Source organism: Shewanella metallivivens, assembly GCF_028750675.1.
Classification (GTDB): Bacteria; Pseudomonadota; Gammaproteobacteria; order Enterobacterales; family Shewanellaceae; genus Shewanella; species Shewanella metallivivens.
In genome coordinates this window covers 66,454-92,988 of the sequence record NZ_JAQQPZ010000004.1, presented here as the reverse complement: position 1 = coordinate 92,988, position 26,535 = coordinate 66,454, and the positions used below count along the sequence as shown (strand labels likewise).

Annotated in this window: 22 protein-coding genes and 1 CRISPR repeat array (1 of these 23 only partly in view); of the genes, 5 read left to right on the top strand and 17 right to left on the bottom strand. The window is 43.0% G+C overall.

All coding sequences use genetic code 11. The features are described 5' to 3' along the window. Positions 1-735: direct repeats of the CRISPR family, unit length 33 nt; unit sequence AATCGCGCCTCCCGCAGGCGCGTGGATTGAAAC; it reaches 2,423 nt to the left of the window's first position. A 151-nt stretch (positions 736-886) separates the two neighbouring features. Both queG and PQR79_RS07390 read right to left on the bottom strand, forming a co-directional pair. Then, positions 887-2,113: a tRNA epoxyqueuosine(34) reductase QueG gene (gene queG / locus PQR79_RS07395; RefSeq protein WP_238106771.1), complete on the bottom strand. Its 1,227-nt coding sequence runs from the start codon at positions 2,111-2,113 to the stop codon at positions 887-889. Between the two features lie 40 nt (positions 2,114-2,153). Further along, the gene (locus PQR79_RS07390) at positions 2,154-3,980 is read right to left on the bottom strand and encodes a tetratricopeptide repeat-containing diguanylate cyclase (RefSeq protein ID WP_238106772.1); all 1,827 of its coding nucleotides are present in this window, start codon (positions 3,978-3,980) and stop codon (positions 2,154-2,156) included. A gap of 450 nt (positions 3,981-4,430) precedes the next feature. On the opposite strand from PQR79_RS07390, the gene PQR79_RS07385 reads away from it, so the two are divergent. After that, positions 4,431-4,865: a DUF3069 domain-containing protein gene (locus tag PQR79_RS07385; RefSeq protein WP_238106773.1), complete on the top strand. Its 435-nt coding sequence runs from the start codon at positions 4,431-4,433 to the stop codon at positions 4,863-4,865. Positions 4,866-4,934: 69 nt separating this feature from the next. Here PQR79_RS07385 and PQR79_RS07380 read toward each other — a convergent pair whose 3' ends face one another. The 5 genes from PQR79_RS07380 to PQR79_RS07360 form a co-directional block, all read right to left on the bottom strand. Next, the gene (locus tag PQR79_RS07380; RefSeq protein ID WP_238106774.1) at positions 4,935-6,623 is read right to left on the bottom strand and encodes an NAD-dependent malic enzyme; all 1,689 of its coding nucleotides are present in this window, start codon (positions 6,621-6,623) and stop codon (positions 4,935-4,937) included. 489 nt (positions 6,624-7,112) lie between these two features. Then, complete coding sequence (locus PQR79_RS07375) at positions 7,113-7,577, bottom strand: YehS family protein (protein ID WP_238106775.1); 465 nt, start codon at positions 7,575-7,577, stop codon at positions 7,113-7,115. 84 nt (positions 7,578-7,661) lie between these two features. Beyond that, positions 7,662-8,702: a serine hydrolase domain-containing protein gene (locus tag PQR79_RS07370; protein WP_274408431.1), complete on the bottom strand. Its 1,041-nt coding sequence runs from the start codon at positions 8,700-8,702 to the stop codon at positions 7,662-7,664. An 11-nt stretch (positions 8,703-8,713) separates the two neighbouring features. Continuing rightward, a complete protein-coding gene (locus tag PQR79_RS07365) occupies positions 8,714-9,976 on the bottom strand; it encodes an Nramp family divalent metal transporter (RefSeq protein WP_238106777.1) in 1,263 nt (420 codons plus the stop codon). A 14-nt stretch (positions 9,977-9,990) separates the two neighbouring features. After that, the gene (locus tag PQR79_RS07360; protein ID WP_238106778.1) at positions 9,991-10,530 is read right to left on the bottom strand and encodes a PH domain-containing protein; all 540 of its coding nucleotides are present in this window, start codon (positions 10,528-10,530) and stop codon (positions 9,991-9,993) included. 233 nt (positions 10,531-10,763) lie between these two features. Here PQR79_RS07360 and PQR79_RS07355 point away from each other — a divergent pair, with 233 nt between their 5' ends. Then, positions 10,764-13,328 carry a TonB-dependent receptor gene (locus PQR79_RS07355; protein WP_238106779.1) on the top strand — a complete coding sequence of 855 codons (2,565 nt, stop codon included), beginning with the start codon at positions 10,764-10,766 and terminating at the stop codon, positions 13,326-13,328. A gap of 79 nt (positions 13,329-13,407) precedes the next feature. Continuing rightward, positions 13,408-14,025: a glutathione S-transferase family protein gene (locus PQR79_RS07350; protein ID WP_238106780.1), complete on the top strand. Its 618-nt coding sequence runs from the start codon at positions 13,408-13,410 to the stop codon at positions 14,023-14,025. Between the two features lie 116 nt (positions 14,026-14,141). Here PQR79_RS07350 and PQR79_RS07345 read toward each other — a convergent pair whose 3' ends face one another. The 4 genes from PQR79_RS07345 to PQR79_RS07330 form a co-directional block, all read right to left on the bottom strand. Beyond that, positions 14,142-14,642 (bottom strand): DUF4447 family protein, encoded by a 501-nt coding sequence (locus tag PQR79_RS07345; protein ID WP_238106781.1) that lies wholly within the window; start codon positions 14,640-14,642, stop codon positions 14,142-14,144. A 31-nt stretch (positions 14,643-14,673) separates the two neighbouring features. After that, positions 14,674-15,075 carry an SMI1/KNR4 family protein gene (locus PQR79_RS07340; RefSeq protein WP_238106782.1) on the bottom strand — a complete coding sequence of 134 codons (402 nt, stop codon included), beginning with the start codon at positions 15,073-15,075 and terminating at the stop codon, positions 14,674-14,676. A 124-nt stretch (positions 15,076-15,199) separates the two neighbouring features. Further along, complete coding sequence (locus PQR79_RS07335; RefSeq protein WP_238106783.1) at positions 15,200-15,979, bottom strand: RelA/SpoT domain-containing protein; 780 nt, start codon at positions 15,977-15,979, stop codon at positions 15,200-15,202. 210 nt (positions 15,980-16,189) lie between these two features. Continuing rightward, a complete protein-coding gene (locus PQR79_RS07330; protein ID WP_238106784.1) occupies positions 16,190-18,277 on the bottom strand; it encodes a M13 family metallopeptidase in 2,088 nt (695 codons plus the stop codon). A 301-nt stretch (positions 18,278-18,578) separates the two neighbouring features. On the opposite strand from PQR79_RS07330, the gene rsuA reads away from it, so the two are divergent. Further along, a complete protein-coding gene (gene rsuA / locus PQR79_RS07325) occupies positions 18,579-19,271 on the top strand; it encodes a 16S rRNA pseudouridine(516) synthase RsuA (RefSeq protein WP_238106785.1) in 693 nt (230 codons plus the stop codon). A 77-nt stretch (positions 19,272-19,348) separates the two neighbouring features. Here rsuA and PQR79_RS07320 read toward each other — a convergent pair whose 3' ends face one another. The 3 genes from PQR79_RS07320 to PQR79_RS07310 are packed head-to-tail and all read right to left on the bottom strand — an operon-like array spanning position 19,349 to position 21,428. Next, positions 19,349-20,284 (bottom strand): DUF4097 family beta strand repeat-containing protein, encoded by a 936-nt coding sequence (locus PQR79_RS07320; RefSeq protein WP_238106786.1) that lies wholly within the window; start codon positions 20,282-20,284, stop codon positions 19,349-19,351. Next, on the bottom strand, positions 20,281-20,877 hold the full coding sequence (locus tag PQR79_RS07315) for a hypothetical protein (protein ID WP_238106787.1): 597 nt from the start codon (positions 20,875-20,877) through the stop codon (positions 20,281-20,283). Before PQR79_RS07315 ends, PQR79_RS07320 begins: the two co-directional genes overlap by 4 nt. Further along, positions 20,874-21,428, bottom strand: a complete 555-nt coding sequence (locus tag PQR79_RS07310; protein WP_368389126.1) for an RNA polymerase sigma factor — start codon at positions 21,426-21,428, stop codon at positions 20,874-20,876. The genes PQR79_RS07315 and PQR79_RS07310 overlap by 4 nt, the downstream gene beginning before the upstream one ends. Before the next feature lie 279 nt (positions 21,429-21,707). Here PQR79_RS07310 and PQR79_RS07305 point away from each other — a divergent pair, with 279 nt between their 5' ends. Continuing rightward, complete coding sequence (locus PQR79_RS07305; protein WP_238106788.1) at positions 21,708-23,570, top strand: methyl-accepting chemotaxis protein; 1,863 nt, start codon at positions 21,708-21,710, stop codon at positions 23,568-23,570. Between the two features lie 72 nt (positions 23,571-23,642). Here PQR79_RS07305 and rpiA read toward each other — a convergent pair whose 3' ends face one another. The 3 genes from rpiA to PQR79_RS07290 form a co-directional block, all read right to left on the bottom strand. Further along, the gene (gene rpiA, locus PQR79_RS07300) at positions 23,643-24,302 is read right to left on the bottom strand and encodes a ribose-5-phosphate isomerase RpiA (protein ID WP_238106789.1); all 660 of its coding nucleotides are present in this window, start codon (positions 24,300-24,302) and stop codon (positions 23,643-23,645) included. A gap of 63 nt (positions 24,303-24,365) precedes the next feature. Then, positions 24,366-25,178 carry a mechanosensitive ion channel family protein gene (locus tag PQR79_RS07295; RefSeq protein ID WP_238106790.1) on the bottom strand — a complete coding sequence of 271 codons (813 nt, stop codon included), beginning with the start codon at positions 25,176-25,178 and terminating at the stop codon, positions 24,366-24,368. Between the two features lie 11 nt (positions 25,179-25,189). After that, on the bottom strand, positions 25,190-26,515 hold the full coding sequence (locus PQR79_RS07290) for a hypothetical protein (protein ID WP_238106791.1): 1,326 nt from the start codon (positions 26,513-26,515) through the stop codon (positions 25,190-25,192). Between the last annotated feature and the right edge of the window lie 20 nt (positions 26,516-26,535).

The following is a 26,535-nucleotide window of genomic DNA, read 5'->3' as shown; positions in this document are numbered from 1 at the left end:
TTGAAACCCGTACGTTAAATTCGAACGCCCAGAGTTCGAAGAATCGCGCCTCCCGCAGGCGCGTGGATTGAAACTACAACGGCAAACCTTACGGTTATACTTGTATTAAATCGCGCCTCCCGCAGGCGCGTGGATTGAAACCCTAATCATGCACTGTCACTTGTGGTTAGCACCAATCGCGCCTCCCGCAGGCGCGTGGATTGAAACAGATGTGGATACAACAAACGTATATGACCAAGATAATCGCGCCTCCCGCAGGCGCGTGGATTGAAACATCCATGAACTTATTATTTTTATTGATATGGATAATCGCGCCTCCCGCAGGCGCGTGGATTGAAACTTCTTAGTAGGCACAGCAGCATTCACCGAAGCAAATCGCGCCTCCCGCAGGCGCGTGGATTGAAACCACTGCCTACCGTCCGCATCATTAAGCAGAGCAAATCGCGCCTCCCGCAGGCGCGTGGATTGAAACACATCTAATTTATTCTCAAGGTAGGCAACTATGTAATCGCGCCTCCCGCAGGCGCGTGGATTGAAACCGTGATGATACTCATTAACAGCTTGACCTATTGTAATCGCGCCTCCCGCAGGCGCGTGGATTGAAACCAAATCACCACTATCAAACACAATTTCAGCATTATCGCGCCTCCCGCAGGCGCGTGGATTGAAACCTCTAGCCCAAATAGTTAATTTACTCACCCACATCGCGCCTCCCGCAGGCGCGTGGATGGAATTATTTGAAAGGATTCCTAAAAATTCTCTTCACTGCCGCACAGGCAGCTCAGAAAAAGGCTTGCCCTGGTTAGATTTATTGACAATGGTTCACTGTCGCATAGGCAGTTTTGATACGATTATTTATATTGCCTAGTGATTTGTTTACAAAAGCCTAAGCATCTCTCGGTAGGCCTTTTTGTATTGCTCTAATGACGCGCTGGGTTTTACGTGAAATCGTTTCTTGTGGTGCTTTTTGCTGTTGTTGTGCAATTGCCCAGTCGATGTGTTCGATTACCATGTCGTCGACTTCATCACTGAGCTTGCGTTGCTCTAGTGCGGCGATGATCTCTGGATTTGCAGGGGCATTGCCTAATGCTATGGCGATATTGCGTAACCAGCGTTTATGGCCGATTCGTCTAATGGCGCTGCCTTCTGTTTGGCGTAAGAAAAAGGTTTCTGACCAAGTAAATAAATCGATTAGCTCAGGTTGAATAAGCGCTTGGCGGGTATGAAAGTCAGACTCTGCGGTCAGTGGCGCTTTGCTGTTGACTGGACACACTAATTGGCAGTCGTCACATCCGTAAATTCGGTTACCAATTAAAGGCCTAAATTCTTCTGGTATCGCCCCTTGTAACTCAATGGTTAAATATGAAATGCAGCGGCGCGCATCGACAACGTAAGGCGCCACGATGGCATCGGTTGGGCATGATTTTATGCAGGCAACACAGGTGTTGCAGCCTTCTTCTATTGGAATATCTAACGGTAAGGGCAGGTTAATGAGCAGTTCACCGAGAAAAAACCAACTGCCAGCCTCGGGGTGTAAAATCAGCGAATGTTTACCGGTCCAACCTATGCCTGCTTTGTCAGCTAATGGTCGCTCGAGTATCGGAGCTGAGTCAACAAATGGCCTAAAGTCGGTAGCATCAAACCCTAGGGTTTTGCAGTGTTCAGTAATCTTATCGCCGAGTTTTTTAAGCCGTTGACGGATCATTTTATGATAGTCACGCCCGCCTGCGTACCGAGATATATAACCTAAATTGGGGTGGGTTAAATTACTGGCAAAGCCTGCCTCAGGTGGCAGGTAATCCATGCGTGCACAAATCACTCGTAAGGTGCCGGGGTGTAGCTCGTGAGGGCGTGCGCGCATCATGCCGTGGCTCGCCATGTAGTTCATTTCACCGTGGTAGCCATTATCCAGCCATTGTTGCAAACTGGCCTCGTGCTGACTTAAATCAACGTCGCTAACCCCAACATGGGCAAACCCCAACTCTTTTCCCCACTGCTTTATTTGCCGATTGAGCACGTCAAGTTGAGCCGCCGTTAAAGGACACGGCTCAACTGTTTGGTTAGTGAGATCGATATGTTGCTCTGGCGTTGAAGCTGGGGTCGTTGCAGTCATAGTACTATTATTGAGTAAACAAGCAGAAATTATACGCGTTTTACTCGGCTTTGACACAGTTTCTACCCGCGGCTTTGGCAGAATAGAGTGCTTTATCGGCTTTAAGTAATAATGGTGATAACTCAGTTTCGTTACTGTAGCTTGTGACCCCTGCACTGATTGTTTGTTGTAAGTGGGGTGAAATTTGGCTCCAATCATAATTGGCGATGGTGTCAATTAAGCGATTTGCAATTTCAATGGCTTTGGTTTTATCGATATTGGGTAATAACACCAAAAACTCTTCGCCGCCCACTCGGCCAACCACATCTGTTTCGCGCATCATACTTGAGCAAATTGAGGCTAATTTGACGAGTACTTTATCGCCTATCTCGTGGCCTAAGTTGTCATTCACTTTTTTAAAGTGATCGGCATCGAAAGAGATAATAGAGAAGGGCTTAGCCGATTGTTGAGCCGCTTTTAAAAAATGTTGTCCTTGCGCATAAGTGTCACGTCGGTTTGACAGTTTAGTGAGCTCGTCGGTTAATGCTAAAAACTTAAACTGTTGTTTTCGCATAAGTTGTTTGTAAGCGAATATTGATACAATGGCTAAAATAATGGCCACGAGAACAATAATAATAATCTGCATTTGTTCATTACGTTGCAGGATTTGTAATTGTTGTTCTTTGTCTTTGTCTCGTTGAATGAGCCACTCGTTTTCTGACTGAATTTTGTCAGTGTTAAAGCGTGCTTGCATCTCGGAGTTTCTGTCAGACAAGGTTTTTTTGTCGAGCGCTTCGTGTGCGTCAACATAAGCCAATAAGGAATAATAGGCGTCAGACCATTGTTCTAATGATTGGTATACTTGGCTTTTTAAATGCAATACCTGATTGAGACCACGAGTATTGTTGTGCTCGTTAAAGGCGGTTTCGGCTGTTTGTATATATTCAAGCGCTTGGTTGTGATTGCCTAATTGCTGGTGGACTTTGGCGAGGTATAAATTCATGTAACTATAACTGCTCGCAACATCGGGAGTGATATGTTTTTGGGCTTGCTCAAGCAGGGTTTTGGCTTGTTCTAGCTGATTTAAGTTAATAAAGTTGCCCCCGATACTGACGGCCATGTCTGCTGCGGCTAATAATTCATTTTCTTTAAGCCAAAATTCACGTGCCCTTTGATAGCGTTCATTGGCTTCTTGGTAACGCCCAAGCTCTTCAAGTGACATGCCCATTTCAATATTGATTAGATTTGCCGAATAGGCTTGATTGCTTTTTAGGTAGAAACTTTCAAGTTTACCCTGGTATGTTAATGCGGTTTTAGCATCGCCAAAGCGGCGATAACTATTGGCTATTTGGCCTAAATTGACGTTAGCCCAATACTCGAGATTGAGCGACTCATATAAGTTTTGCGCTGTGATAAGGTCTTCTAGTGCTGCACTGAAATTACCCATGTAAGATAAAATGCTGCCACGAATGGTGCGGCTATCTGCAATTAAGCGTGGGTCCTCTAGTAAGTAGGCATTGTCGATAATGCTGTCTAATTGCTCAAATACTTGTTGATTTTTACCTAGCTGGTGTAAAAACCAGGTTTTACATAATGCTAAGTCAAGCTGAATGACAGACAGGCTTGGTTGTTTGTATATATTTAGGTATTTGTCGGCGTAGTGAATGGCAGAATTGAGTTGTTCAATACTATTGGCTGGCTGGCTCCAACAGGTCAACCTTATGTGTAATTGTTGGCGGACAGTATCATCAACAGCGATGCTTGTTTTATATTCTTCGAGTAATTGGTGTAATTCATCATTAGACGAGTACCCCCCGGTATCAATACGTTGGAAAATTTCGTCCGCGCGGGGATTATCAATGGTGTTTGCATTAACAATGAAGGGCATCGTTATGATGCTGACCAATATTATAATATTGAGTAGTTTAGTCGTAAACAAAGCTGCGAAGTCTCATTTGTGGTTATTATTGAACGAGCTATCAGTTTGTAGGGTAGCGTGTTTAATTGTAAAAGTCTTGTTGCATAACCCGTTAGGATAACGTTGAGCATTGAAATAATATCACTCGATTTATTATTTTAACCGTTTGGTATCTCTCATTTTACCGTTTACATTGTTAAAAAACTGATTCAGCTTGAGCTACACAGTATAGCGGGTGTTAACTAACATGGTTAACATAATCAAGGTAGACGGCTTGTTAAGGTTTTAAGTCAAATTTGCATTCGCTTTTACACCCGGGTATAAAGACGCCTTGATGAGCATAGCTGAACAGATGAGTAGGCTTTGTTATCAAGCCTAAGTGACGAACTTAGGGCCTATTAACATGTTAGAGAGAAAGCCATGAGTAATGTTGATCAGCAGTATCAAGATGTCGCCAAGCAAGTTTCGTTTAATGTCGCCAATAAAGTGCTACCGATGGACCAACTACCAGAGACGCTGTTAGAGGCATATGAAGGCTTGTTTAAAGAACTACTTGCAGACAATGCCAATGCGTTTACTCAGGCTTGGGATGCATTGCCTGGCAGTGCTCAAAAGTTAATGACTAAAGCAGAGTTTCATGGCTTTTATATTGCCAATGCCTGGATGCAATTAAGCCGTGTGGCACAAGAAATTGCCGACAGTGCCGATTCTGAAGAAGAAATGAATAACAATGAATACGACGGGGTGTTTGGTCGTTTAGCTGAGCAGTCATTAAAAGAATGTTTGCGTAAATTGAAAAAAGCCCGCAACGATCGCTCAATGTTAAACAGTTTTAAGCAAGTCATGTCTGCTTAATTTGTGTTTACTTAACATAAAAAATCCCAGCCAAGCTGGGATTTTTTTGTTTCAAGGTGCTTAATATAATTAAAATGCGGTGCGTCTATAACGACGGTATTCTGGCTCCCAGAAGTTTGCGTCAATTGACTGTTTAAGCAGCTCGTCTGTACAAGGTAATGCTAAGCCTTGATCGATAGCCGTTCTGGCAACAGCAAATGCAATGTATTTACTGACTTCTTGAATTTCTTCCAGTTTGGGTAATAACGAGCCCGTGCCATTTTTACCTAATGGTGAGCATTCTGATAACGCTTGGCTTGACGCCATGAGCATTTCATCTGATACGCGTTTCGCGCCGCAAGATAATACGCCTAAACCAATCCCCGGGAAGATAAAGCTATTATTGCATTGGGCGATTTCGAATGTTTCGCCATTAATGACGACAGGTTCAAACGGGCTACCTGTTGCCACTAATGCTTGGCCAGATGTCCAGTGTAAAATATCTTTTGGCGTGGCTTCAACACGGCTGGTTGGGTTTGACAACGGGAACACAATTGGGCGTTCGCAGTGACTGTGCATGGCACGAATGATTTCTTCGCTAAACAGTCCCGGTGCGCCAGACACGCCAATTAACACTGTTGGTTTTGCATTGTTCACTACATCTAGCAGTGATATATGGTCGCTGTAGTTGTCCCATGCGTTAACTTCTGAGCACTTTTGCGCTAATTTTTGTTGGAAAGGCAACAGGTTAGGCATGTTGTCCAGTAGTAAGCCCCAACGGTCAACCATAAAGACTTGTGAACGTGCCTGCTCGTCGCTAATGCCTTCGGCAACCATTTGTGCCACGATGGCTTCAGCAATACCACAACCTGCACTACCGGCGCCTAAAAAGGTGACACGTTGTTGGCTCAATTTACTCTTAGCCGCTTTACAAGCGGCAAGTAATGACCCAACGGTCACCGCAGCAGTACCTTGAATGTCGTCGTTAAAGCTACAGTATTTGTCTTTGTAACGCTCAAGCAGTGGCATGGCATTTTTTTGCGCAAAATCTTCAAACTGGATTAACGCATCTGGCCAGCGACGACTTACTGCTTGCATAAATTCTTCAATAAACTCGGCATACTCATCACCACCAACACGCTGATGACGCCAACCCATGTACATAGGGTCTTCTAATAAATGTGGGTTATCTGTGCCCACGTCTAGGGTAACGGCTAGGCAATATGCCGGACTGATCCCGCCGCAACTGGTGTATAAAGACAATTTACCAATGGGGATCCCCATGCCGCCAATGCCTTGGTCGCCAAGGCCTAAAATACGCTCGCCGTCTGTGACTACAATCACCTTAACTTTATGACGAGTAGAGTTATTTAAAATGTCGTCAATGCGGTCTTTATTGGTATATGAAATAAATAAACCACGGTTACGGCGATAATTTTTAGAGAAACGCTCACAGGCTAACCCTACGGTCGGGGTATAAATAATCGGCATCATTTCGCTGATGTGATTACGCAGTAAACGGTAAAAAAGGGTTTCGTTTGTATCTTGGATGTTGCGTAAATAAATATGCTTATCAAGGTCGTTATTGAAACTTTTGAACTGGTCGTAAGCACGTGATGCTTGCTCGTCAATGGTTTCAATCACCCAAGGCAATAATCCTTCGAGATTAAAGTAAATACGTTCCTCTTCGCTAAATGCAGTGCCTTTATTAAGCAGAGGAGATTCAAGAATCGCAGGACCAGCGAAAGGAAGATATAGGGGGCGTTTATTATCGTCCATGGGGAACCTTAATGTGTGTGTTTGTGATTAGAATATTTATCAGGATAGATTATCACGTCTGATGTTTTTTGTGGTCTGTTAAGTGATTAAAATCACGTTTTTTATGATGATACCAATCCGCATCAATAAGTGACCACTCAGAATGCGTCCAGCTGTTTTCGATTAAGCTGTATTGTCATGGTGCTGCCTCAAATAGCGAGAATGTAGAGCAAAAGCTGCTGGGATATTCCTTTTAGGCGAGTTTTAAAAGGGCTTACACTGCGTTGTATGACTTCAAAAGAGAATAACTATTCATTCAGTCATGCGCCTTGTTTAAGCCCTGTTAAACTCTCGCTGAGCCATCACTTATTAACGCGCAATGGTATAGAATTATTGTTCTCATCAATAAGCATTCTTTCAGTGAGGCTTGTTTTAATTCTGTCGCACAAACAAAAATGCACAGCCTAAGCTGTGCATTTATAGAGCGTTATCTCAATATTTGTCGTGAGACTACTTGCCGCGATGTTTAATCGATAAGCCTTTTACAAAGTTACGTAACACTTGGTCGCCACAGGTTTTATAGTTTTTGTGGTCAGGGTTACGGAACAATGCGCCAAGCTCTGACTTAGACATGGCAAAATCTGCTAAGGCTAAGGTGGCAATAATATCTTCTTCGCGCATTTCTAGGGCAACGCGTAATTTTTTGAAGATCAGGTTATTGGTTAATTGCTTTAATGGCGCGGGTACTTCGGTACCTGGTTTTAGACCGCGATTGTTGATAATCAATCCATCTAAAAATTGACACATTAATTTGTCATTACACGCTTGATAGCCTTCCTCGTCCTCTTTTTTCAGCAGTGCAATAATTTGATCTGAGGTGATGTCGGTATTAGCTTGGCTGAAAATGTTAATCATTTTGGCATTTGAAAAATCAAACACAAAACGAATACGGCGAAGAATATCATTGTTAATCATAAGGTTCTCTGGCGCGGCTGCGCATAAATAGTTTAGGTCAAGTGACGAAGCGCTATTATAGCGAGTTATCAGCGTAGCGTCAGATTATTCGTCAGTTTTTAATTGATTTCTTATGGTCTGGCGAATTTTGTCATGCAAACCAAAAACACGCTCTATATTGTCTAAATCCCATGAGGTATTTTCTAAAATGACTACGCTTAATTGCGCTTGCGGATAATACAGCATAAGGCTGATGTAGCCGGGTAGGTAACCGCTGTGACTGTATTCGATTAGCCCATCCCGATGATTAATTTGCAAGCCATAACCATAATCGAGCTCACCCCAACGATGCAGTCTTTTGGCGCTAGGTGAGGTCATTGCTTTTAAACTCGTGGCAGATAAAAACTGCTGTTGTTTAAGGCCTGCAATAAATGCAGCAATGCCTTGGCTACTGGCTTGCATTGCACCAAAAGCAATAAAACCATTATCTATGGTGAACTCATCTAACAGCACTTGTTGCTGTTGTTGCTCCATAAATCCGTGCACTAATCGTGGTTGTTGTGTGTATAAGTCGGTTATTTCACCCACATCAGCACTGATGTCTAGTTGATATTGCGCTGCAAATTGATTGACCAGATCTGCGTAGGGCAGTTGGTAACGCTGGCTAATAATATCGCCAAGCAGTTTGTAGCCATAGTTTGAGTAGCTAAATTGACTACTAGGCATAAACTGCGATTGTGCGTTAAGGCTCGGTGATTTAGGCGGCAATATACCCGAGGTATGATTGAGTAACTGCGCGATAGTGATTGGGTGTTCGGTCACTATATTCAGATAATCAGTTATGTCATCGTTTAAGGATATTTTTTGCTGATCAACAGCGCGTAATACCAGAGTGGCGGTGATGGTTTTAGAAATAGAACCAATTAAAAAACGACTGTCGGCATTAATGCCTTCTCCTCGGGTTAGGTCGACATAAGTTTGTTGGTTATCATTGATTAAAATTTGTCCTGTAAACGGTCTTGAACTCTGGTCGATGATCGTTTGTACATCGGTGTTGGTGATATTTAATGCCAACGCAGAAAATGACACTAGGCAGCAGCTTAGTAATAGTAATGCGTAAACTCGCATTGTTATTTTACTTATCATTTTTATATAACTCATTTGGTTAAATACCAATAAATAAACAACAGTGCAAAGCCAATTAAATACACTAAACCCAACCAAGACAGCGCGACCATTGCAGGGCCATAACGATGTTGTTTGGGTAATTTTTGACTGGTCATTAAGCGGAAGTTTAACCAGGCAAAAATCACCGTGGTCATAAAGGCAAGGATCATCACAAACTCAAGCAGTGGCAATAAAGCGCCTTTAAAAAATAAAATGAGCAATAAACCCAAGGCACTTACCGCTAACATGACCGGGGTTAAATAACTGCGTGGTGAGTTGCTGTGAGACAGTAGCCTCCAGCCCATGTCTAAAGTGCGGCTGTAGCCGTCAATCACGGTAACTGTGGTACTAAAAATACATAAAAAAGCCACAATCCCAATTAAGTAGCGGGTTTCATTGCCCATCACTTGGCTGTAGAGAGTAATAAGTTGTGAGGCAAATACCGCCCCAGAGTCTGAGAAACGCTCGCCACTGCCGTGCATCACTAATGCGCCAAGCGCTAAAAATACAATCGCCAAAATCGCAGTGGTGACATAGCCTAAATTGAAGTCGAAAATAGCCTGTTTTGCAGTGACGGTTTGGCTTTTACGTTTTTCAACGAGCCATAATGAGTTCCAGGCACTGACTTCAATCGGCGCTGGCATCCAGCCCATCATTGCGACTAAGAAGCCCACATACGCCCATTGCCAAGGAGATTCGCTTGTGTGTGGTGTGGCAAACCCTGTTTGGTGATTAAACGCCAATGCGACTGCCGTTAATGTGGTCAAGGTGAGGGCAAGCATAATCACTTTTGTGAGTTTATCGAGTAATTTGTAATGGCCAAAAATTAATAAGGCTAATGAACTCAATAAGACAATTAAGGCCAATACATCAATAGATAACGGGACAAACTGAGTCAACATGGCGGCCGTTAACATACATACCCCAGCTGTGCTGGCGATGGCAGCAATGACATTCAGTCCAGTAAAGAGCATTAAATAACCGCGACCTTGCTTTTGATAGCCTTGTAGTAGGCTTTCATCGGTGGCAGCTGTGTAGCGCGCGCCAGCGGCAAAAAACGGATATTTTACAATATTAACTAACAAAATGAGCCAGGCTAATTGCCAACCAAACTCGGCCCCTGCACGAGTCGATGCCACTAAGTGTGATGCACCAATGGCTGCAGCAGCCATTAACACTCCCGGACCTGTGGCTTTTAATAAAGTATTTATTTGAGCTGCAAAAGAGCTGGATCTATTTGTATTCGACATCATAAACAGCAAAAAACCTATTGTGGAGAGTGTGACGTTAACGCTTGTTCAATACGCTGCAAAGTGGCATTCATTTGTTGCAGGTTCTCAAGCAATAATTGATCGATATCGACGTTATCAACAACCGTAGATTGGCGTTCTGTCAGTAATGATTTTTGTTGTAAAACCTGTTCTCTGAATGCTTGCACATCGAGCACGCCAACTAAGTTGATCAATGAGCCGGTACCCGATTGTCCAGCGGTTTCTACGGTGAGCTTATAAATACCAAACAAACGCATAAGTGGACCTTGAATAAGCGCCATATCGGTGATTTTATCTAATGGAACGGTATTTTCTGTTCGAGTTAAGAGGCCTTTACGTACGATCAGTCTCTTTTCGGTTAATTCTGCACTCATGTTGGCAATATAGCGACTAGTCGCCAGTAAACCGATGGGAAACCATATTAATAACAAGGGAATACCCACAACAGAAACAGAAATTAATATTGCGCCAGACACTAACCAGTAAAGCCCTAGCTTTGGATGAAAGTGGGCACTAACTAATGTTTTTTCACTCATGACGCCTCCTTAAGCTTTAAATATAAATTCACTTTTTTTAACTTTTTATTCTTGCTTAACTCGATAATGGCAATTACATTACTGCACTATCTTGACAATGTATTGACATTGTTAAATTTTGACTTAACTTAAGCTGGTAGATTAGCTTTCGCGAAAGTAGTAGGCGGTAATATTGTTACCGCAGTTTGCAGTAATCATGGATATAAAACAATAAATTAACGTTAAGGATGATCATGAAAAAACCTAACCTTTTGCGCAATGCATGCGCTATCGCTGTTTCACTCTCTTTTGCCCCTATCGCTTTTGTGTCACATGCAGCAGACACTGCTGAAGCTAAAGTTGAACGTATAGAAGTAACGGGCTCTCGTATCAAACGGACTGATATTGAAGGCCCATCTCCGGTTCAATCACTCAATAAAGATGATATTGCTAACATGGGTTTTGACAACCTGCAGCAATTACTTGAGCGCATGCCTGCTAATGGCTCTGGTGCGTTTTCTACCCGCGGTAATAGTCAAGATTCTACCGCAAATGGCGGTGCGTCAATCAGTTTACGTGGCTTAGGCCCAGATGCGACATTGGTATTGATCAATGGTCGCCGTGTTGGCTCGAGTGCATTTGCTGAAGGCATTTCAAACTCATTTGTTGATATTAACAACATTCCTGTTTCTGCCATTGAACGTATCGACATTTTAAAAGATGGTGCGTCAGCGATTTACGGTTCTGACGCGATTGCGGGTGTGGTTAACATCGTGTTGAAAAAAGACATCGAAGGCATTGAAATTAATTTAGGTTATGGCGATGACAGCGGCACCGGCTATGATGAAACCACTGCCAGCTTGGTATGGGGCGTAAAAGCTGATAAAGGCAGTGCGTCTATCATTTTAGATTATTTTACCAATGGCACCTTATCGGCAGAAGATATGGGCCGTTTTGGTACGGCAAATCAATCGCCGTACGGCGGTGAAGATTACCGTTCATCTCGTGGTTATCCTGGCTACTTTTATGTTGATGGCGTGAAAACCATTGACCCAGATTGCCCAGCTGACAGCGCGACCGCTAGCGGTAGCTGTTTGTTTGATTATGGTCCATACAACATGACTATTCCGACCTCTGAGCGCGTGGGCGCTATTGGCCAATTTGATTACATGTTGACTGATGATTTAACGGCATTTTTAGAGTTGTCAGTTCAACACAACACCTCTGAAGCTGGTGGTGCGCCAACACCATTAGATGAGGATGCAGGCTTAACCGTTCCAGGTACGCACCCTGACAATCCATTTGGGCAAGACATTGATATCGGCCGTTACCGTACCGTTGATGCAGGTGCACGTCGTTGGGATATCGAGTCTGATACCATGCGTATTGTGGCGGGGCTTCGTGGTGTGATTAACGATTGGGACTGGGAAGTGTCGGCGCAACGTGGCCGTAGCGAATCAACTCAAACGGGCGACCGTACCCAAGGTTGGGTAAGAACAGACTACTTACAAGCTGAAATTGATGCCGGTAATTACAACCCATTTGGCGCAGCTGTTAACTCACAAGATGTCATTGATCGTATTACCACCAGTTTAGTCAGACAAGGTAAGTCGAGCATTACCGCTTATGATGCGAGTATTTCTGGCCATGCTTTTACCATTGGCGATCGCGACATCATGATGGCTGCGGGGGCTGAGTACCGTGAAGAAAGTGTCAGTGATGTACCAGATGAGCAGTTCCAACGCGGTTTAATTTTTGGTACCGAAGCGGTATCGGCGTTTGGTTCGCGTGATCAACATGCTGCTTACGTTGAGTTTTCTATCCCTGTTACTGATAATTTTGAGCTACAACTTGCTGGCCGTTACGACAGCTACAGTGATTTTGGCTCAACCACTAACCCTAAAATTGCTTTCCAATGGGGCGTGAGTGATGAGTTAACGGCACGTGGTTCGTGGTCGACAGGTTTCCGTGCACCATCGCTTGCGCAAATTGGTTTAGGGCCTTCAGAAAAGAGTGACTTTTTAGTTGATAGCTACCGCTGTGCTGCTGACAACGTCGATTGTGAATTATTAGATTATAACTTTGTGTTTGCTGGTAACCCAGATTTAGAAGCTGAAGAATCTGAAACCTGGAACGTGGGGGTGATTTGGGCACCAAGCCAAGAGTTCGATATCGGCTTTGACTTATTCAATATTGTGCAAGACAACAAAATTGATTCATTGCAGAACCAAGATCTTTACGATGAATTTTGTGGCGATCAAAACAGCACAGTATGTGTGCGTAATGCGCCGCAAGCAGGTGAAACCTTTGGTTCAATTGACGTCATTAACTCAGCGTTTGTGAATATTGGCTCACAAGAAGTACAAGGCGTAGATTTGTCTGCACACTACAGCCTAGGGTTAAACAGCTATGGTGATGTTAAGTTTGGCCTTGAGTACAGTTATTTAATCAGTTTTGAAAAAGAAATTGATGGCGAAACGATTGATTACACTGGCGAGTATGAATACCCAGAACACCGTTGGTTAGCAACAACTAACTGGATGATGGATGATTTTGCTGCCAACATTAACTTAAGTTATATCGGTGAGTTTGAAGACTATAACAAAACGCGCACCGTTGATGCGCAGTTGCTTGTTGATATGTCAGGTTCATACCGTTTCAACGAGATGATTAAGTTATCGGTGGGTGTGAACAATGTGTTTGACGAAGACCCATCTTTTGCTATTGGCGATGGTGATGCTGACCTTTATGGTTACGCAATGGGAGTACATAACCCACTAGGACGTTTCATTTATACTAAAGTCACAATGAAGTTCTAATCTCAGCGTCATAATATAAACAATAGCCACATTCACTTAGGTGCGATGTGGCTTTTTTTATCAATTAAGAAGAGGCCTCATGATTACCTTATACGGAACTCAAAAAAGTCGTGCGTTACGCGTTTCTTGGCTATTAGAAGAATTAGGAATTGAATGGCAGTTTCATTTTATTGATTTTGCCAAAGGTGAGAATAGAAGCGAGTCATTTTTGGCGTTAAACCCAAGTGGTAAGATGCCCGTGCTTACCGATGGTGACTTTGTGCTAACCGAATCTGCCGCCATTATGCGTTATCTTGCTGAAAAATATGGTCAAGGCCATTGGTTGCCCGCACCGGGGGCTCAGGCATCGGGCATTCATGAACGCTGGGTGAGTTTTGTGATTAGCGAACTTGAACAGCCCTTATGGAATATGGGAAAACACCGTTTTGCCTTGCCAAAAGAGTGGCGACTTGAGGCTATGCAAAATGTAGCCAAGTGGGAGTTTGCCCAGGCGGCGGCTATCGCCGAGCAATGGATACCTGAGTCTGGCTTTGTGTGCGGCAGCGAGCCAATGATTGCCGATATACTATTAACCCAAACCTTAGGTTGGGCATTAGGATTTGAACAATCCATTGGACCTAAATTGTCAGCTTACCGCGACAGAGTGAAAGACCGACCAGCGCTGGCTGCTGCATTAGCAAAAACAGCCCCAAAATAAAAAAGAAGCCAATATTGGCTTCTTAAATGATAACGGAGTGTGAAGGCTCCGTTTAGATGCTGGCGTGTTATTACCGCGGTTTAAACACTGAGTTAAAGCCTGAGTTAAAGCTATAGCTAAAGCTTAGTTGCAGCCCATTTAGCACGGCTTTCACGGTTTTCGCTCATGCCGTTTTCTGCACGATAAGCTTTATAGGCTTCGGCATCTAGTGCCACTAAAGTCACATCGACTTCAAGCACCAGTTTGCACTCTTTTTTGATACGCCATGCAGAGGTATTGTATAGCTCTGCTAATGGTAATGAGCTTAAAAACTCTGGATTATACTGGGTGTACACTGCTTGAGTTGGATAAACCACAAACGCTAAGCGGCGCTTAGGTTCTTTTTTAAACAGCTCCTCAATGCCATCACAGGTATTAAGCACCTGCATTTCGATGATGTCATCAATGTCGAGTAGCTTTTTTTGCACAGGTACTGGCGCGTCTTTTTCGCCGGTTTCCCACGCGAGTACGTCTTCGTTGCTGGTCGTGGTCATCGTGGCAACTTGTTCTGTCGTTAAGCCTAAAGACAAGCGTAAGTATTGCATTTCAATGGCGTTTAAGCCGGTATTTTTAGCCATGTGTGTTCTCTTTAATCATGATTAACGTGGGTTATTGCTCAAGCCACACGTCTTCAACCCAATCCCAAAACGATTCCCAAACCTGTTCGTCAAAATCGCCGTCTTCCCAAAACTGCACTTGGCCTTCTTCGTCGATACAGTAAAAACTGTCACCGACCTGACAAATGGCAATTTGATCACGTGGCATGCCAATGGACCAGGCGTAACTGGTGACTTCTGGCAGGTAGGTGTGCGAGTACGGGTCGGCAATGGTGACAGGCTCAAAAGCACCGTAAATAACATCACTGGCATGTAATAGGTATTCTTTTAAATCATTAGGTAATCCAATTAGGATTTGTTCTTCAACTTCAACAATTTGTTCGAATGTTGGTAGTTCGAGCGGCACCGGTACGGTTTCGCTTAGTTCTTGCAATTGGTCAATAATTTCGTTCATGACAATGTCCGACAGCTAGTCTCTGGCGCGAGTATAGCAGATGTGAATGACGCTGAGTTTCTTCGGTAAAAAAAAAGCGCTCAATGAGCGCTAAAGGGTGGAAAGAGTGATTCAATACGGGAGGTTAAGCCGCTTGAATGGTCGATGGATACAAGCTTTGGCGTTTATAATACAACCAAGCTTTGTGGTATTGCTTATGCGAATCTTGGCGTAATTTAGCAATGCTGGCACGCTCAAAGTCGTTTAACGTTCTACGTTCCTTTTTCGCTTTCAGTTCAATGGCTTGAATTTGCTCATACACCTGGTGCTCTGGGCCACTTTTTATCTCGGCGATATCATTTAAATGAAACTGTACTTCAACCACCATTTGGCTTTGTGGCAACTTAACCAATACGTTTAAGTCGCGATACCCTGAGGTTTTTGGTTCAGCAAAACGGTTTTTTAATTGCACCACATCAGTGGACTCGCGTAATTGTTGGTAACTGGTTAGTAGGCTATTAACATCATTGGCGACCACACTCGCACGTGCGATATCGGTTAATTGGCTAGCGTCACCATTAAACTTTAATTGCACTTTTTGCGCTGCACGAGCGTAACTTTTTGTTGCTGGGATTACAGCTGAGGTATGACTCGCGTGGTTGATATGATTAAGTAGCTCAATAAGCTCTTGTTGCGCTTGTGGGGCACGTGCCATTAAGGCATCCAAATCTTGAGTGTCTTGTTGTGCAAGCGCGGTATGCTGCTCGCTTAAGCTGATTAATTGCTCAATGTCATTATATGACTTTTGACTGAAATCAGATGGCTCGGCTAACTTGTTATATTTAACTTCGTTAGGTTGAGCAATCGCGCCGCGGGTAGACAGTAAAATTAAAAAGATAAAAAAGGTACGAAACAACTTATTCATTGAATAGCTCCAGCGTAATGTCTGTGAAATCACTTTACCGTTTTTTAGCTGAATAGGGGCTTAATGAACAAGGTTTAATCATAAAGCAGCTATCTACACTTTAAAATTTTTAATATCAGCTGCTTACGTTATATTTTGGCATGAAAAAGGGCATCAAATGATGCCCTTTTTGTGTGTAAATGTGACCAAGGTCAGCTTTTACAGTATTGATTACCAGATTTTAACGCGGTTTTCTGGGGCGATATACATTTTGTCGCCTTCTTTCACGTCATAAGTGGTATAGAACTCAGGCATGTTTGACAATGCGCCAAGTGCACGGAAGTGACCTGGTGAATGTGGATCAGTTGCTACGCGATTACGCATTGCTTCTTCTTTCATCTTCACACGCCAAATTTGGGTAAAGCCCATAAAGAAGCGTTGGTCGCCAGTTAGGCCGTCAATAACCGGTGCTTCTTGGCCATTGAGTGACATTTTATAAGCTTTATAAGCGATAGTTACGCCTGACAAGTCACCAATGTTTTCACCTAACGTTAGGCTACCGTTAACGTGTAAATCGTCAAATACTTGATAACCATCGTACTGAGAAATTAACGCTTTACCTTTCGCTTCAAACGCTTTTAAGTCAGCTTCTGTCCACCAGTCGCGCATGTTACCTTCGCCGTCAAACTTAGCACCTTGGTCGTCAAAACCATGGCCCATTTCGTGGCCGATAACCGCACCAATACCACCGTAGTTAACCGCGTCATCTGCTTCTAGGTTAAAGAATGGCGGCTGTAAAATCGCTGCAGGGAACACGATTTCATTCATGGTTGGGTTGTAGTAAGCGTTAACAGTTTGTGGCGTCATGTGCCACTCGTCTTTATCAATTGGTTGACCCAATTTCGCGACTTCTTTAGTGTGCTGTACTACCGCAGCGCGCTTAGCGTTACCCACTAAATCGTCAGCTTTGATGGTTAATTGGCTGTAGTCTTCCCACTTGTTAGGGTAACCAATTTTAGGGGTAAACTTAGCCAGTTTTTCTTTGGCAGCCACTTTAGTGTCAGCACTCATCCAGTCTAATGAATCAATGCTCGAACCATAAGCACCACGTAGATTTTCAACTAATTGTTCCATACGTGTTTTAGCTTCTGGAGCAAAATGACGTTTAACGTACACTTTACCAACGACTTCACCTAAGGTACCACTTACTGTGCTCACACCACGCTTCCAACGTGGTTCTTGTTCTTCTTGACCGTTTAAGGTTTTAGAGAAAAACGCAAAGTTTTCGTTGTCTAATGCTTCAGACAAGTTACTGGCATTATGAGTTAGGGTCATCCAGGTTAGGTAGTTTTTCCATGCAGCAAGATCATTGGTCTTGATGACTTCATTTAACCCTTGAACAAAACTAGGTTGGTTAATGATGATGTCAGTTTGCTTGTCGCCACCTAACGCTGCAAGATAACCTTCCCAGTTGATGTCAGGTGCTAGTGTTGCAAGGTCTTTAACTTGATATAAATTGTACGTTTTAGTGCTGTCGCGCGTTTCAACCACGTCCCAATGTTGCTCAGCAATTTGGGTTTCGAGTGCAAGAATGGCTTCGGCGTTTGCTTTTGCATCTGGTAAGCCTGCTAGGTTGTACATTTTTTCAATGTGCTCAACAAAGGCTTTACGGATATTAACGAAACGTTCTTCTTGATTAAAGTAGTAATCTTTTTCAGGCAGGCTTAGACCGTATTGCCAAATGTGAGTGGCATAACGGGTTGAGTCTTTAGCATCGATAGAGATATAAAATGCTAATGGGGTGCCGCCACCGTTTGCTTGGCTTTCACCAAAAAACGCGGTTAACTCTTTTTTGTCTTTTAATGCGGCAATCTTATCTAGGTCAGCTTGAATTGGCGTAATACCCAATTTATTGAGGGTTTCAACGTCCATGAATGAACGATATAAGTCAGCTACTTTTTGCTCGTCGCTGCCATCGGCTAGATTAGGTGTGGCGCTTAAGTCTTCAATAATGGCTTTAACGTCATCACGGGCATGTTCACGTAAGTCGTAAAATGCGCCAATGTTAGTGCGATCGCCAGGGATCTCAGCTGTTTTCATCCATGCACCGTTTACGTACATGTAAAAATCGTCTTGTGGGCGAACTGATTTATCGATGTTGTCGAAAGTAATGCCTGATGTCAGTGCTTTTTCAACGGCAACGGCTGCAGCTGTTTTTGCTACGTCTGCCGCCGGGACTACTACTGCTTTGTCGTCGCTACATGCACTTAGGCCAGCGATAAGTGAGGCACAAAGGCCTCCAATAACCAACTTTTTCATTGTGTTTCCTTTGCTTTGTTTAAGGCGCCTAATTTAGGCGTATGAGCATTTTTATATTTTTATTATATTGTTGGTCCTTAAATGCTACTTAGTAAGGAAAAAACCAACACTTTTTTTGTGAATACTATGTTAAGGCCTTAGGAGGCCATAAAACAAGGCACTTTTGGTCATTTTTGCCCAAGAAGCGGCGCGGATGTGTAACCAAAAATTACCGCCGCGGGTAAAAAGATCATTGATTGATTTCTATTTAGGCGTGTAAGCAGCATAATAGTGCCATTATTTTTAGATTGAGTGGTCCATTGTGCGTTTAGACAAATTTATCTGTGAAAGTACCGAGTTAACCCGTTCATTAGCCAAAAGGGCCCTGCATCGTGGTGATGTGACCTGCGACGGTGAGGTGGTTAAAGATTCTGGATTTAAGGTATCACCACAAATGGATGTGCGTTTAGACGGTCAGTCTATCAGTATTGTTGGCGATCGTTATGTGATGATGAATAAGCCAGTAGACACTATTTGTTCCACCATTGATGAGCAATATCCGTCGGTACTGAGCTTAATGGACATCGAAAAAGCCGACACGTTACACATTGCTGGACGTTTAGATGCTGATACTACTGGTTTAGTGTTAATTACCAGTGACGGCCAATGGTCGCACAAAATCACCTCACCGAAAAAAGATTGCGGTAAGCGGTATTTAGTTGAGCTAGCTGACCCTGTCGATGACAGCTTAATTTCTGTGTTTGCTAACGGCATTGAACTGCGTAATGAAGATGGGTTAACAAAACCCGCTGTGCTTGAGATTATTGCGCCAACTCAGGTGCGTTTAACCATTAGTGAAGGCAAATACCACCAAGTAAAACGCATGTTTGCTGCAGTGGGTAATAAAGTGGTTAACCTTCACCGTGAAGCGGTAGGCAGTATTGAATTAGATGTTGATTTAGCGCCCGGAGAATGGCGCTATTTAACCGATGAAGAAGTGACTTCTGTTAAGTAATGCTTGTTTGATTAAGCGAACTCTCGTTAAGGTTAACGATGCCCAGTGATAGGATTATCACTGGGCATTTTACGCTATTACTTCAGGCTAATGCGGCCACTAATGGTGTTGATATTGACCTGACCATCACCAGACAAGCTTTTAAATTGCAAGCTTTGGCTTGATGAGTACTTTTGTTTTATGGGTTTATCGTCAGTTAATTGATTATTAATTTTGCCACCCGGGCCGCCGTCTATCATAAAACTTAGATTAGGTGCTGCACTAAATGCCATTGTTAAATCACCGCTAATGGTTTCTAGGTGGGCTTTACTGAGTTGTACACCGAGGTTGATATTTGCATCTCCGCTGATGGTGACCAAATTAATCTGGTTTATTTGCTTTAGCGTCGCCTCTATATCGCCAGAGACCTGGTCAATGCTTACTTGTGTAAAGTCGCTGTGAGTCTCTAGTTCACCACTGACTAATCTAAATTCTGCCTCGCCTTGACTGCTATTGTCGTCAATGTCGCCAGATACGGTTTCGAGATTGATTTTTCCACTGAGTTGTTTGCTGTTAATGTTACCCGACACAGTGGTCAACTTGTTGCTGCCATTCAGTTGTGTAGCCCCGATATTACCGCTGACGAGTGCGATGGCGATTTGGCCGCTGAGTTTAGAGAGGGTGACTTCGGTCGATACGCCTTGTGCGTTTAAATTTAACTGTGAGGGTAAATAGATAGTTAATTGTGAACCTTGTTTATTGTTGCCTTGATAGCTTCGAGGCAGCTTGTCCTCTATTACTACTGAATTGCCTTTTACATCAAATATAAAACCTTCGCTTAGTTCGTCAAGTTCGCCTTTAACTTGGATACTGTTTTTGTCCCAACTCACAAACGACACATTGCCACGCTGTACTTTGACACTGACGTTGGGGTTAGCTGCAACATCTTGTTGTTGGTCAACCGGCTCAGCTGCCATGGTAAAAGCGCTTATGGCCATAAGTGGTGCTAGCAGTGCGTATTTAATGCTGCTCATAGGGTATTTCCTTGTGATGGGCGTGTTTGGGTAAAAGGCAATTTTTGCCCTTGTTGTAGTAAGGTGATTTGACGCTGCATTATCCAGCGCCATAATTGCCAAAGTTGTTGATTAGTCGGCTGTTGTGTTAATGCTGCTTGTACTTGGTTAGATGCGCTTTCTAGCTCTGCGAGTGCTTTGGCAATGTCGGTTTGAATGTGCTCATTGTGGTCTGCTGATAACTGCCAGCTCACGGTATATTGATTGCGAATAAATCCATTTAATTGGCTTTGATGGGTTTGGGCAACTTGGTTTATCAATTCAATTAAGTGATTATCGACTTCAATTGATGTTGATGTGCCTGTTGTTGCCATGCTGTCATTTGTCGTTTGCACCTGAGTTGGCTCTGGTTTGTCGTGCCATTGCGTTAACCATAATATTGAACACACCACGAGTGTTGCTGCCATGGCCCATAAGGGGCGAACGACACTGTGCTGAGGCGTTTGTGGCGGCGTTAAATGTGGCTTTATGCCATTCCATAAATCTGTTGTTGGCGCAATCTCAGGCGGTAAAGTGCCAATTAAATGGTCTAGGTCATGCTTTTTAGTGGTCATGTAAGCATCTCCTGTAATAAATGTTTGGCATTGTGATATTGCGCCTTACTCGTGCCGACGGCAATGTTCAGCAGTGTTGCTATTTCGTTGTGTTGATAACCTTCAATTGCACATAACACAAACACAATGCGGGTTCGTTGCGGTAATCTGGCGATACACTTGTCGAGTAAATGATAATCGGTTAACTCAACACTAGGCATCTCTTGATGGGCTATCTCTTCTGCTGGCAAAAAGCGTCGCCATAACGATTGCTGCGCCTTGAGTTCATTAATGGCTTGGCGAACACATAACCGATGAAGCCAAGTGGTAAATTGACTATCGCCCTTAAATTGCGCCAACTTATTCCACAGGCGAATAAAACACGCTTGGGTCATATCATCAGCCAAACTTGTTTGGCCGCTTAGCCGAAAACATATCGCGAATACTCGCTGGTGGTGCCGGCGATACAGTTGTTCAAATGCCTGCGGACACCCAGTCGTCGCAATGGCGACAAGTTGATTGTCGTCTAACTGCGCGAGGTGATTTAGTGGCTGTGAATTAGGCTGATTGATACCGGCATCCTTAATATTCCAAATGGTCCATTATGATTGTGTATTTGACAGGTGTAAGTCGGTAAAAGGTTTAGTTTAAGTTAAAAAATATGTAAGTAAGATGTTATTTATTTTTAGGCTTGCTAGCCGATGTTCTATACTGGGAAGGGTAGACAAATAAAATATGTATTGTCTATCGTTCACAGGCATTATCAAACAGATAGATTCACTTCGGTAGATCGTTTTAATTTCAATCAATTTAAAAGGACTTATGCATTTTACTCTTAGGTGGTAATTAATATGCTTATTCGTTCTAAACTGATGTTAAGCGCGACTATTTCTGTCATTTCCGTTCTTGCTATGTTTGTATTACAACACTATTCAGAGTCAGTTTTATCTGAGTTATCAACCACATCAAATAATATTGTCGAAATAGAAAGAAAAGTCCTTGAGTTGAGAACAGAGGAAAAAGATTTTCTCCATCGTGCAGATATTGAGTATGTCGACAAGTTTACTCAAAGCATGACTGATATTTTGGTTTATATGGCTGATGTGCGTGCCGCATTAGAACACCAAAACATGGATGTTGCGGCTTTAGATCATTTCAAAATAAATCTCAATCAATATAACGTTATTTTTAAAGAAGTAGTGGCACTTAAACTCGCCATTGGTTTAACGCCAGAAACGGGCTTGTATGGTGATTTACGAGCAGCGGTAAAAAAAGTTGAAACGTTATTGAGTCAACATAACGAAGAGGCATTAATGGTTAATATGCTGCAACTACGCCGCAGCGAGAAAGACTTTATGCTGCGCCGAGATATAAAATACGTGCAGGCTTTTGATCAAGGGATTATCTCGTTCTTATCGCAATTGCAGGCGTCTTCGTTGACCTTTGATCAAAAGCAGGAAATTACCGCAGACATTAAAAATTACCAAGTCAACTTTAGCAATCTTGTTAATAAAGAAATGCAATTTGGTTTAACCGATAATGACGGCATTATGGCCACGCTACGCGATACCATTCATCAAACCGATGAAGACACTATTGTATTGCGCCAGCAAACGTTGGCTGAAATTAGCGCAGGTAAAAATCAAGCCTTTGTGATTGGATTAAGTATTTTTTTGCTGATTACTGTGGCGCTCATCATTTCTACTTTATTGATTATTCGTAGCATTATTAAGCCGGTTCAAAGTATTACATCGGTGATGGTTTCAATTGAGCAAAGCAAAAACTTATCGATGCGCTGTGATGAGTCTGGTGATGACGAATTAGCGCTTGTTGCTAAGCATTTCAATCGTATGGTGATGACATTTCAGGCGTTGATTCAGCAAGTGAATGAATCTGTGACTGCGATGAATGCCTCGTGCCATGATTTATCAAGAAATGCCATTACCGCTTCAGAGGGTGTTTTACGACAAGTGAATGAAACCGATATGGTGGCGACTGCAGTGACAGAAATGGGCGCGACAATTGATGAAATTGCCCAAAATACAGAGTTAGCCGCGACCAAAGCAAGCCAAACCCACGACAATGCTCAAGCTGGCCAGCAAGGGGTTGAACAAACTATTTCTAAGATCAATTTACTGGCAAAACAATTAACCAACTCTGCAGCTGTGGTGTCTGAACTTGAGCGCGATAGCGTGACAATTGGCAGCGTGCTCGATGTGATTAGGGGCATTGCGGAGCAAACTAACTTATTAGCGTTAAATGCTGCCATTGAGGCTGCCAGAGCTGGGGAGCAAGGCCGTGGCTTTGCCGTTGTGGCAGATGAAGTTCGCTCACTAGCCATGCGAACACAAAGTTCAACTCAGCAAATCACCACGATTATTTCAACCTTGCAAGAGCGGACCCGTTCGATAGTTGAACTGATGCAAGACAGTCAGCTACAAGGGCGACAAAGTGCTGAACAGGCGGCAATTGCAGGTGAGGTTTTACGTCAAATTACCAGTGATGTGACTAACATTATGGACATGAGCACCCAAATTGCCGCGGCTATTGAAGAGCAAAGCATGGTCGCAGCAGAGGTTAATAAAAATGTGGTGGTAATTCGTGATATTGCTGATGAATCATCGCAGGCGGCGAAAGAAAATGCCGCAGCATCAGAGGATGTGCGTATTCGTGCCAAAGCACTGAATGAGGCGGTAAGCCAATTTAAAGTCTAGTGGTATTGAGCGAGATAAAAAATGGCCGAGCGTGTTTGCTAGGCCATTTTGTTTAACAATGTTGTGGGTACATTACAAAGTAACGGTTTTTACGCCCTCTGGTGTACCAACGAGTAATACGTCTGCGCCGCGGTTTGCAAATAAACCATTGGTCACCACACCCACGATGGCGTTAATTTTGGTTTCCATCACTTTGGGATCTAAGATTTGCATGTTGTAAACATCTAAAATCACGTTGCCGTTATCGGTAACAACACCTTGGCGATAAACCGGATCGCCGCCTAATTTTACTAACTCACGAGCGACATAAGAGCGCGCCATTGGGATGACTTCGACTGGCAATGGAAACTCACCTAAAATCGACACTTGCTTGGTGTTGTCGACAATACAGATAAATTGTTTAGCCACAGCTGCGACAATTTTCTCACGAGTCAATGCGGCGCCACCGCCTTTAATCATGTCCATGCGGTCGTTAATTTCATCTGCGCCATCTACATACACATCGATAGCGTCAACACTGTTGAGGTCAAATACTTCAATGCCCAACTCTTTGAGTTTTTTCGTTGATGCTTCAGAGCTTGATACCGCACCTTCGATATCATCTTTTATTGTGGCTAATGCATCAATAAAATGATTAACGGTAGAGCCTGTGCCAACACCAACAATGGTATCTTTTTTGACATATTGTAGTGCAGCCCAGCCAGCGGCTTTTTTCATTTCATCTTGTGTCATTATTTGATCCCCAGTAGGTCATTTTTAAAATGTTAAACTTAATTGGCGCGATTATAGCGCAAATTAAGTTGGTGGCGTTTGTTGTTCATCATAAAAATGTGCATTTTTAAACGCACTTAACACCCTGATATTAATGTCACTGACAAACTTTTTTTCGAGCCTTACGTCCATAACATAAGCTTTAACGATAATGGTTTGTTGATATTGCCCAAATGAGTAGTCATTACCTAAATTGACAATGATGGGTTTATTTAAAAAGGTGTAAGGTGAGCATTGCGTGGCTTCGCGGGCTAGGGCAATGGCTTTATTGTGGTCCACACTCATGGGCAGGGTAAATTTGACCACGACCATTTCATCTAATGCACCGCTGTTCGCATTCGACACCGCTGTTTTTAATGCCTCGGCATTTGGAACCATGACGGTATTGTCATCAAAGGTACGCAGCCAAGTTACGCTCCATTCAAGCTTGATAACCTCACCATAATGGCCTGCCAGAGTTACCATGTCACCAACCCGATACGGTGGGTTGAGCATAATAATAAATCCAGCAATCAAATTTTTAGCCGGCTCTTGTGTGGCTAAGCCCACCACAATACTGATAGAGCCGACTACAGCTAAAATTAGGTTTTCATGGGGATCTATAATGCCGATGATGGAATAAATGATCACACCTAACCAAACAAACAGGCGTACAAAAGGGTAAGACCGGTTCCAAATTAGGCGGTATTTAGGCAGTTTGTTGTTGAGTTGGTTTAAACAAAATTGCACTAATACCAAAAACAGCCACGCAAATAAGCACAGCAATAAAATACTTAAAATACGATCGAATGAAATAATATCTAAAAATGCTTTTAACGCCTCGCGAGAGTTGTCCATGTTCGCCTCGTTTAATTAAACAGCTTGTTATTGTTGACCAAATGGCTGGCGATAATTTTTGTTAACGTAGGAGTAATAAAATAAAAATGTTGGGCAAAATCTTGCTGTGAGTATTGGGCAATGATTAAGCCGTGACGGGCTAAGTAAGCTAACTGTAAGCTACTTTGTTCAATAGATTGCGCAAAAATATGTGCGTGTTGCTCTACTTTTAGGCCACCATGGACGTAAATTTCAGCCAATGAGAATAAATCATTGTCTTGGCACTGTTGTAAGGCGGATGAGTTGATTTTACAAATGTCGATTTTATGCTTGTTGTCTGATGTTGTCTCTACTTGATGCTTAAGTGAATGCTGCAACAATAACGCCGCTAATTTTGGATGCCCTTGGCTAATGGTATGCAGTTGTTTTAACTGCTCATCGTAAGGGTTGACACCTGTTTCGCTGGTGTCATCTGGAGTGTCAGACTTATGATTATTAGGCTTTTCTGCTGGTTTTTGTTTAAGGTAGTCGGCACTGATTAAACCTAATTCGACCAATTGTTGGGTTTGAATGTTAGCCAGTTCTTGGGCATTAAAATAATCAATATTGATGATATGTTTAATAAAATGAGTAATTTGATATTGAGCACTGAGTCGTTGCCAAGCATATTTTTCACAGCCTAAAATCCAACAATGGTGCTTTCTTGTTTCCATTATGATGGTGGCAAAGGTGACTAATGCTTGGTAATTGCCCATCATTCTTAACATCAACTTGTGTAAGTCATCAATAATGATGAGCTGTGGCGCTTGTTGGTTAATCGCGTAGATGGTGTCAGTAATGCTGCTGTCAGAAATGCGCTTCGGTGGGGCGATATTAAAGCAATGACATAAATTGGTGATTGCAGCAAAGGCACTTAACGGTGCTTGATAAAAACTCATTATTAACCAAGTGTTTGGCAGGGCTTTTGCGTTGGTTGGGACCGCATGCTCTGTATTATCTTGGATCTGTTGTAAAAGCGTTGGCATATAGCCTAAAAAAGCCGACAACCCCGCTCCTGCGGGGGCAACAATAGCACTGATTTCACCATGATGATTTCGCCACAAATTGATGACTTCTGTCATTTGATTAAGCTGCTGCTCTCGCCCTACGAAACGATCGCTTGAGTAAAATGGTCTGGTTGGAACGGCTTCTGTAAGTTGTCCTTGGCCGATTTGCAATGGATATTGATTGGCGATAGTTTTGAGTGAAATTAGCCCTTGTTGCGCATCATCAGACTCAGATTTTAATGAGCGCTTAGGGGCTAATAAATTGCTTGCCCAGTGGCCAAATCGACTAAATAAACGCAAGTTAATATCCATTTACACTCTCTTTTATCATT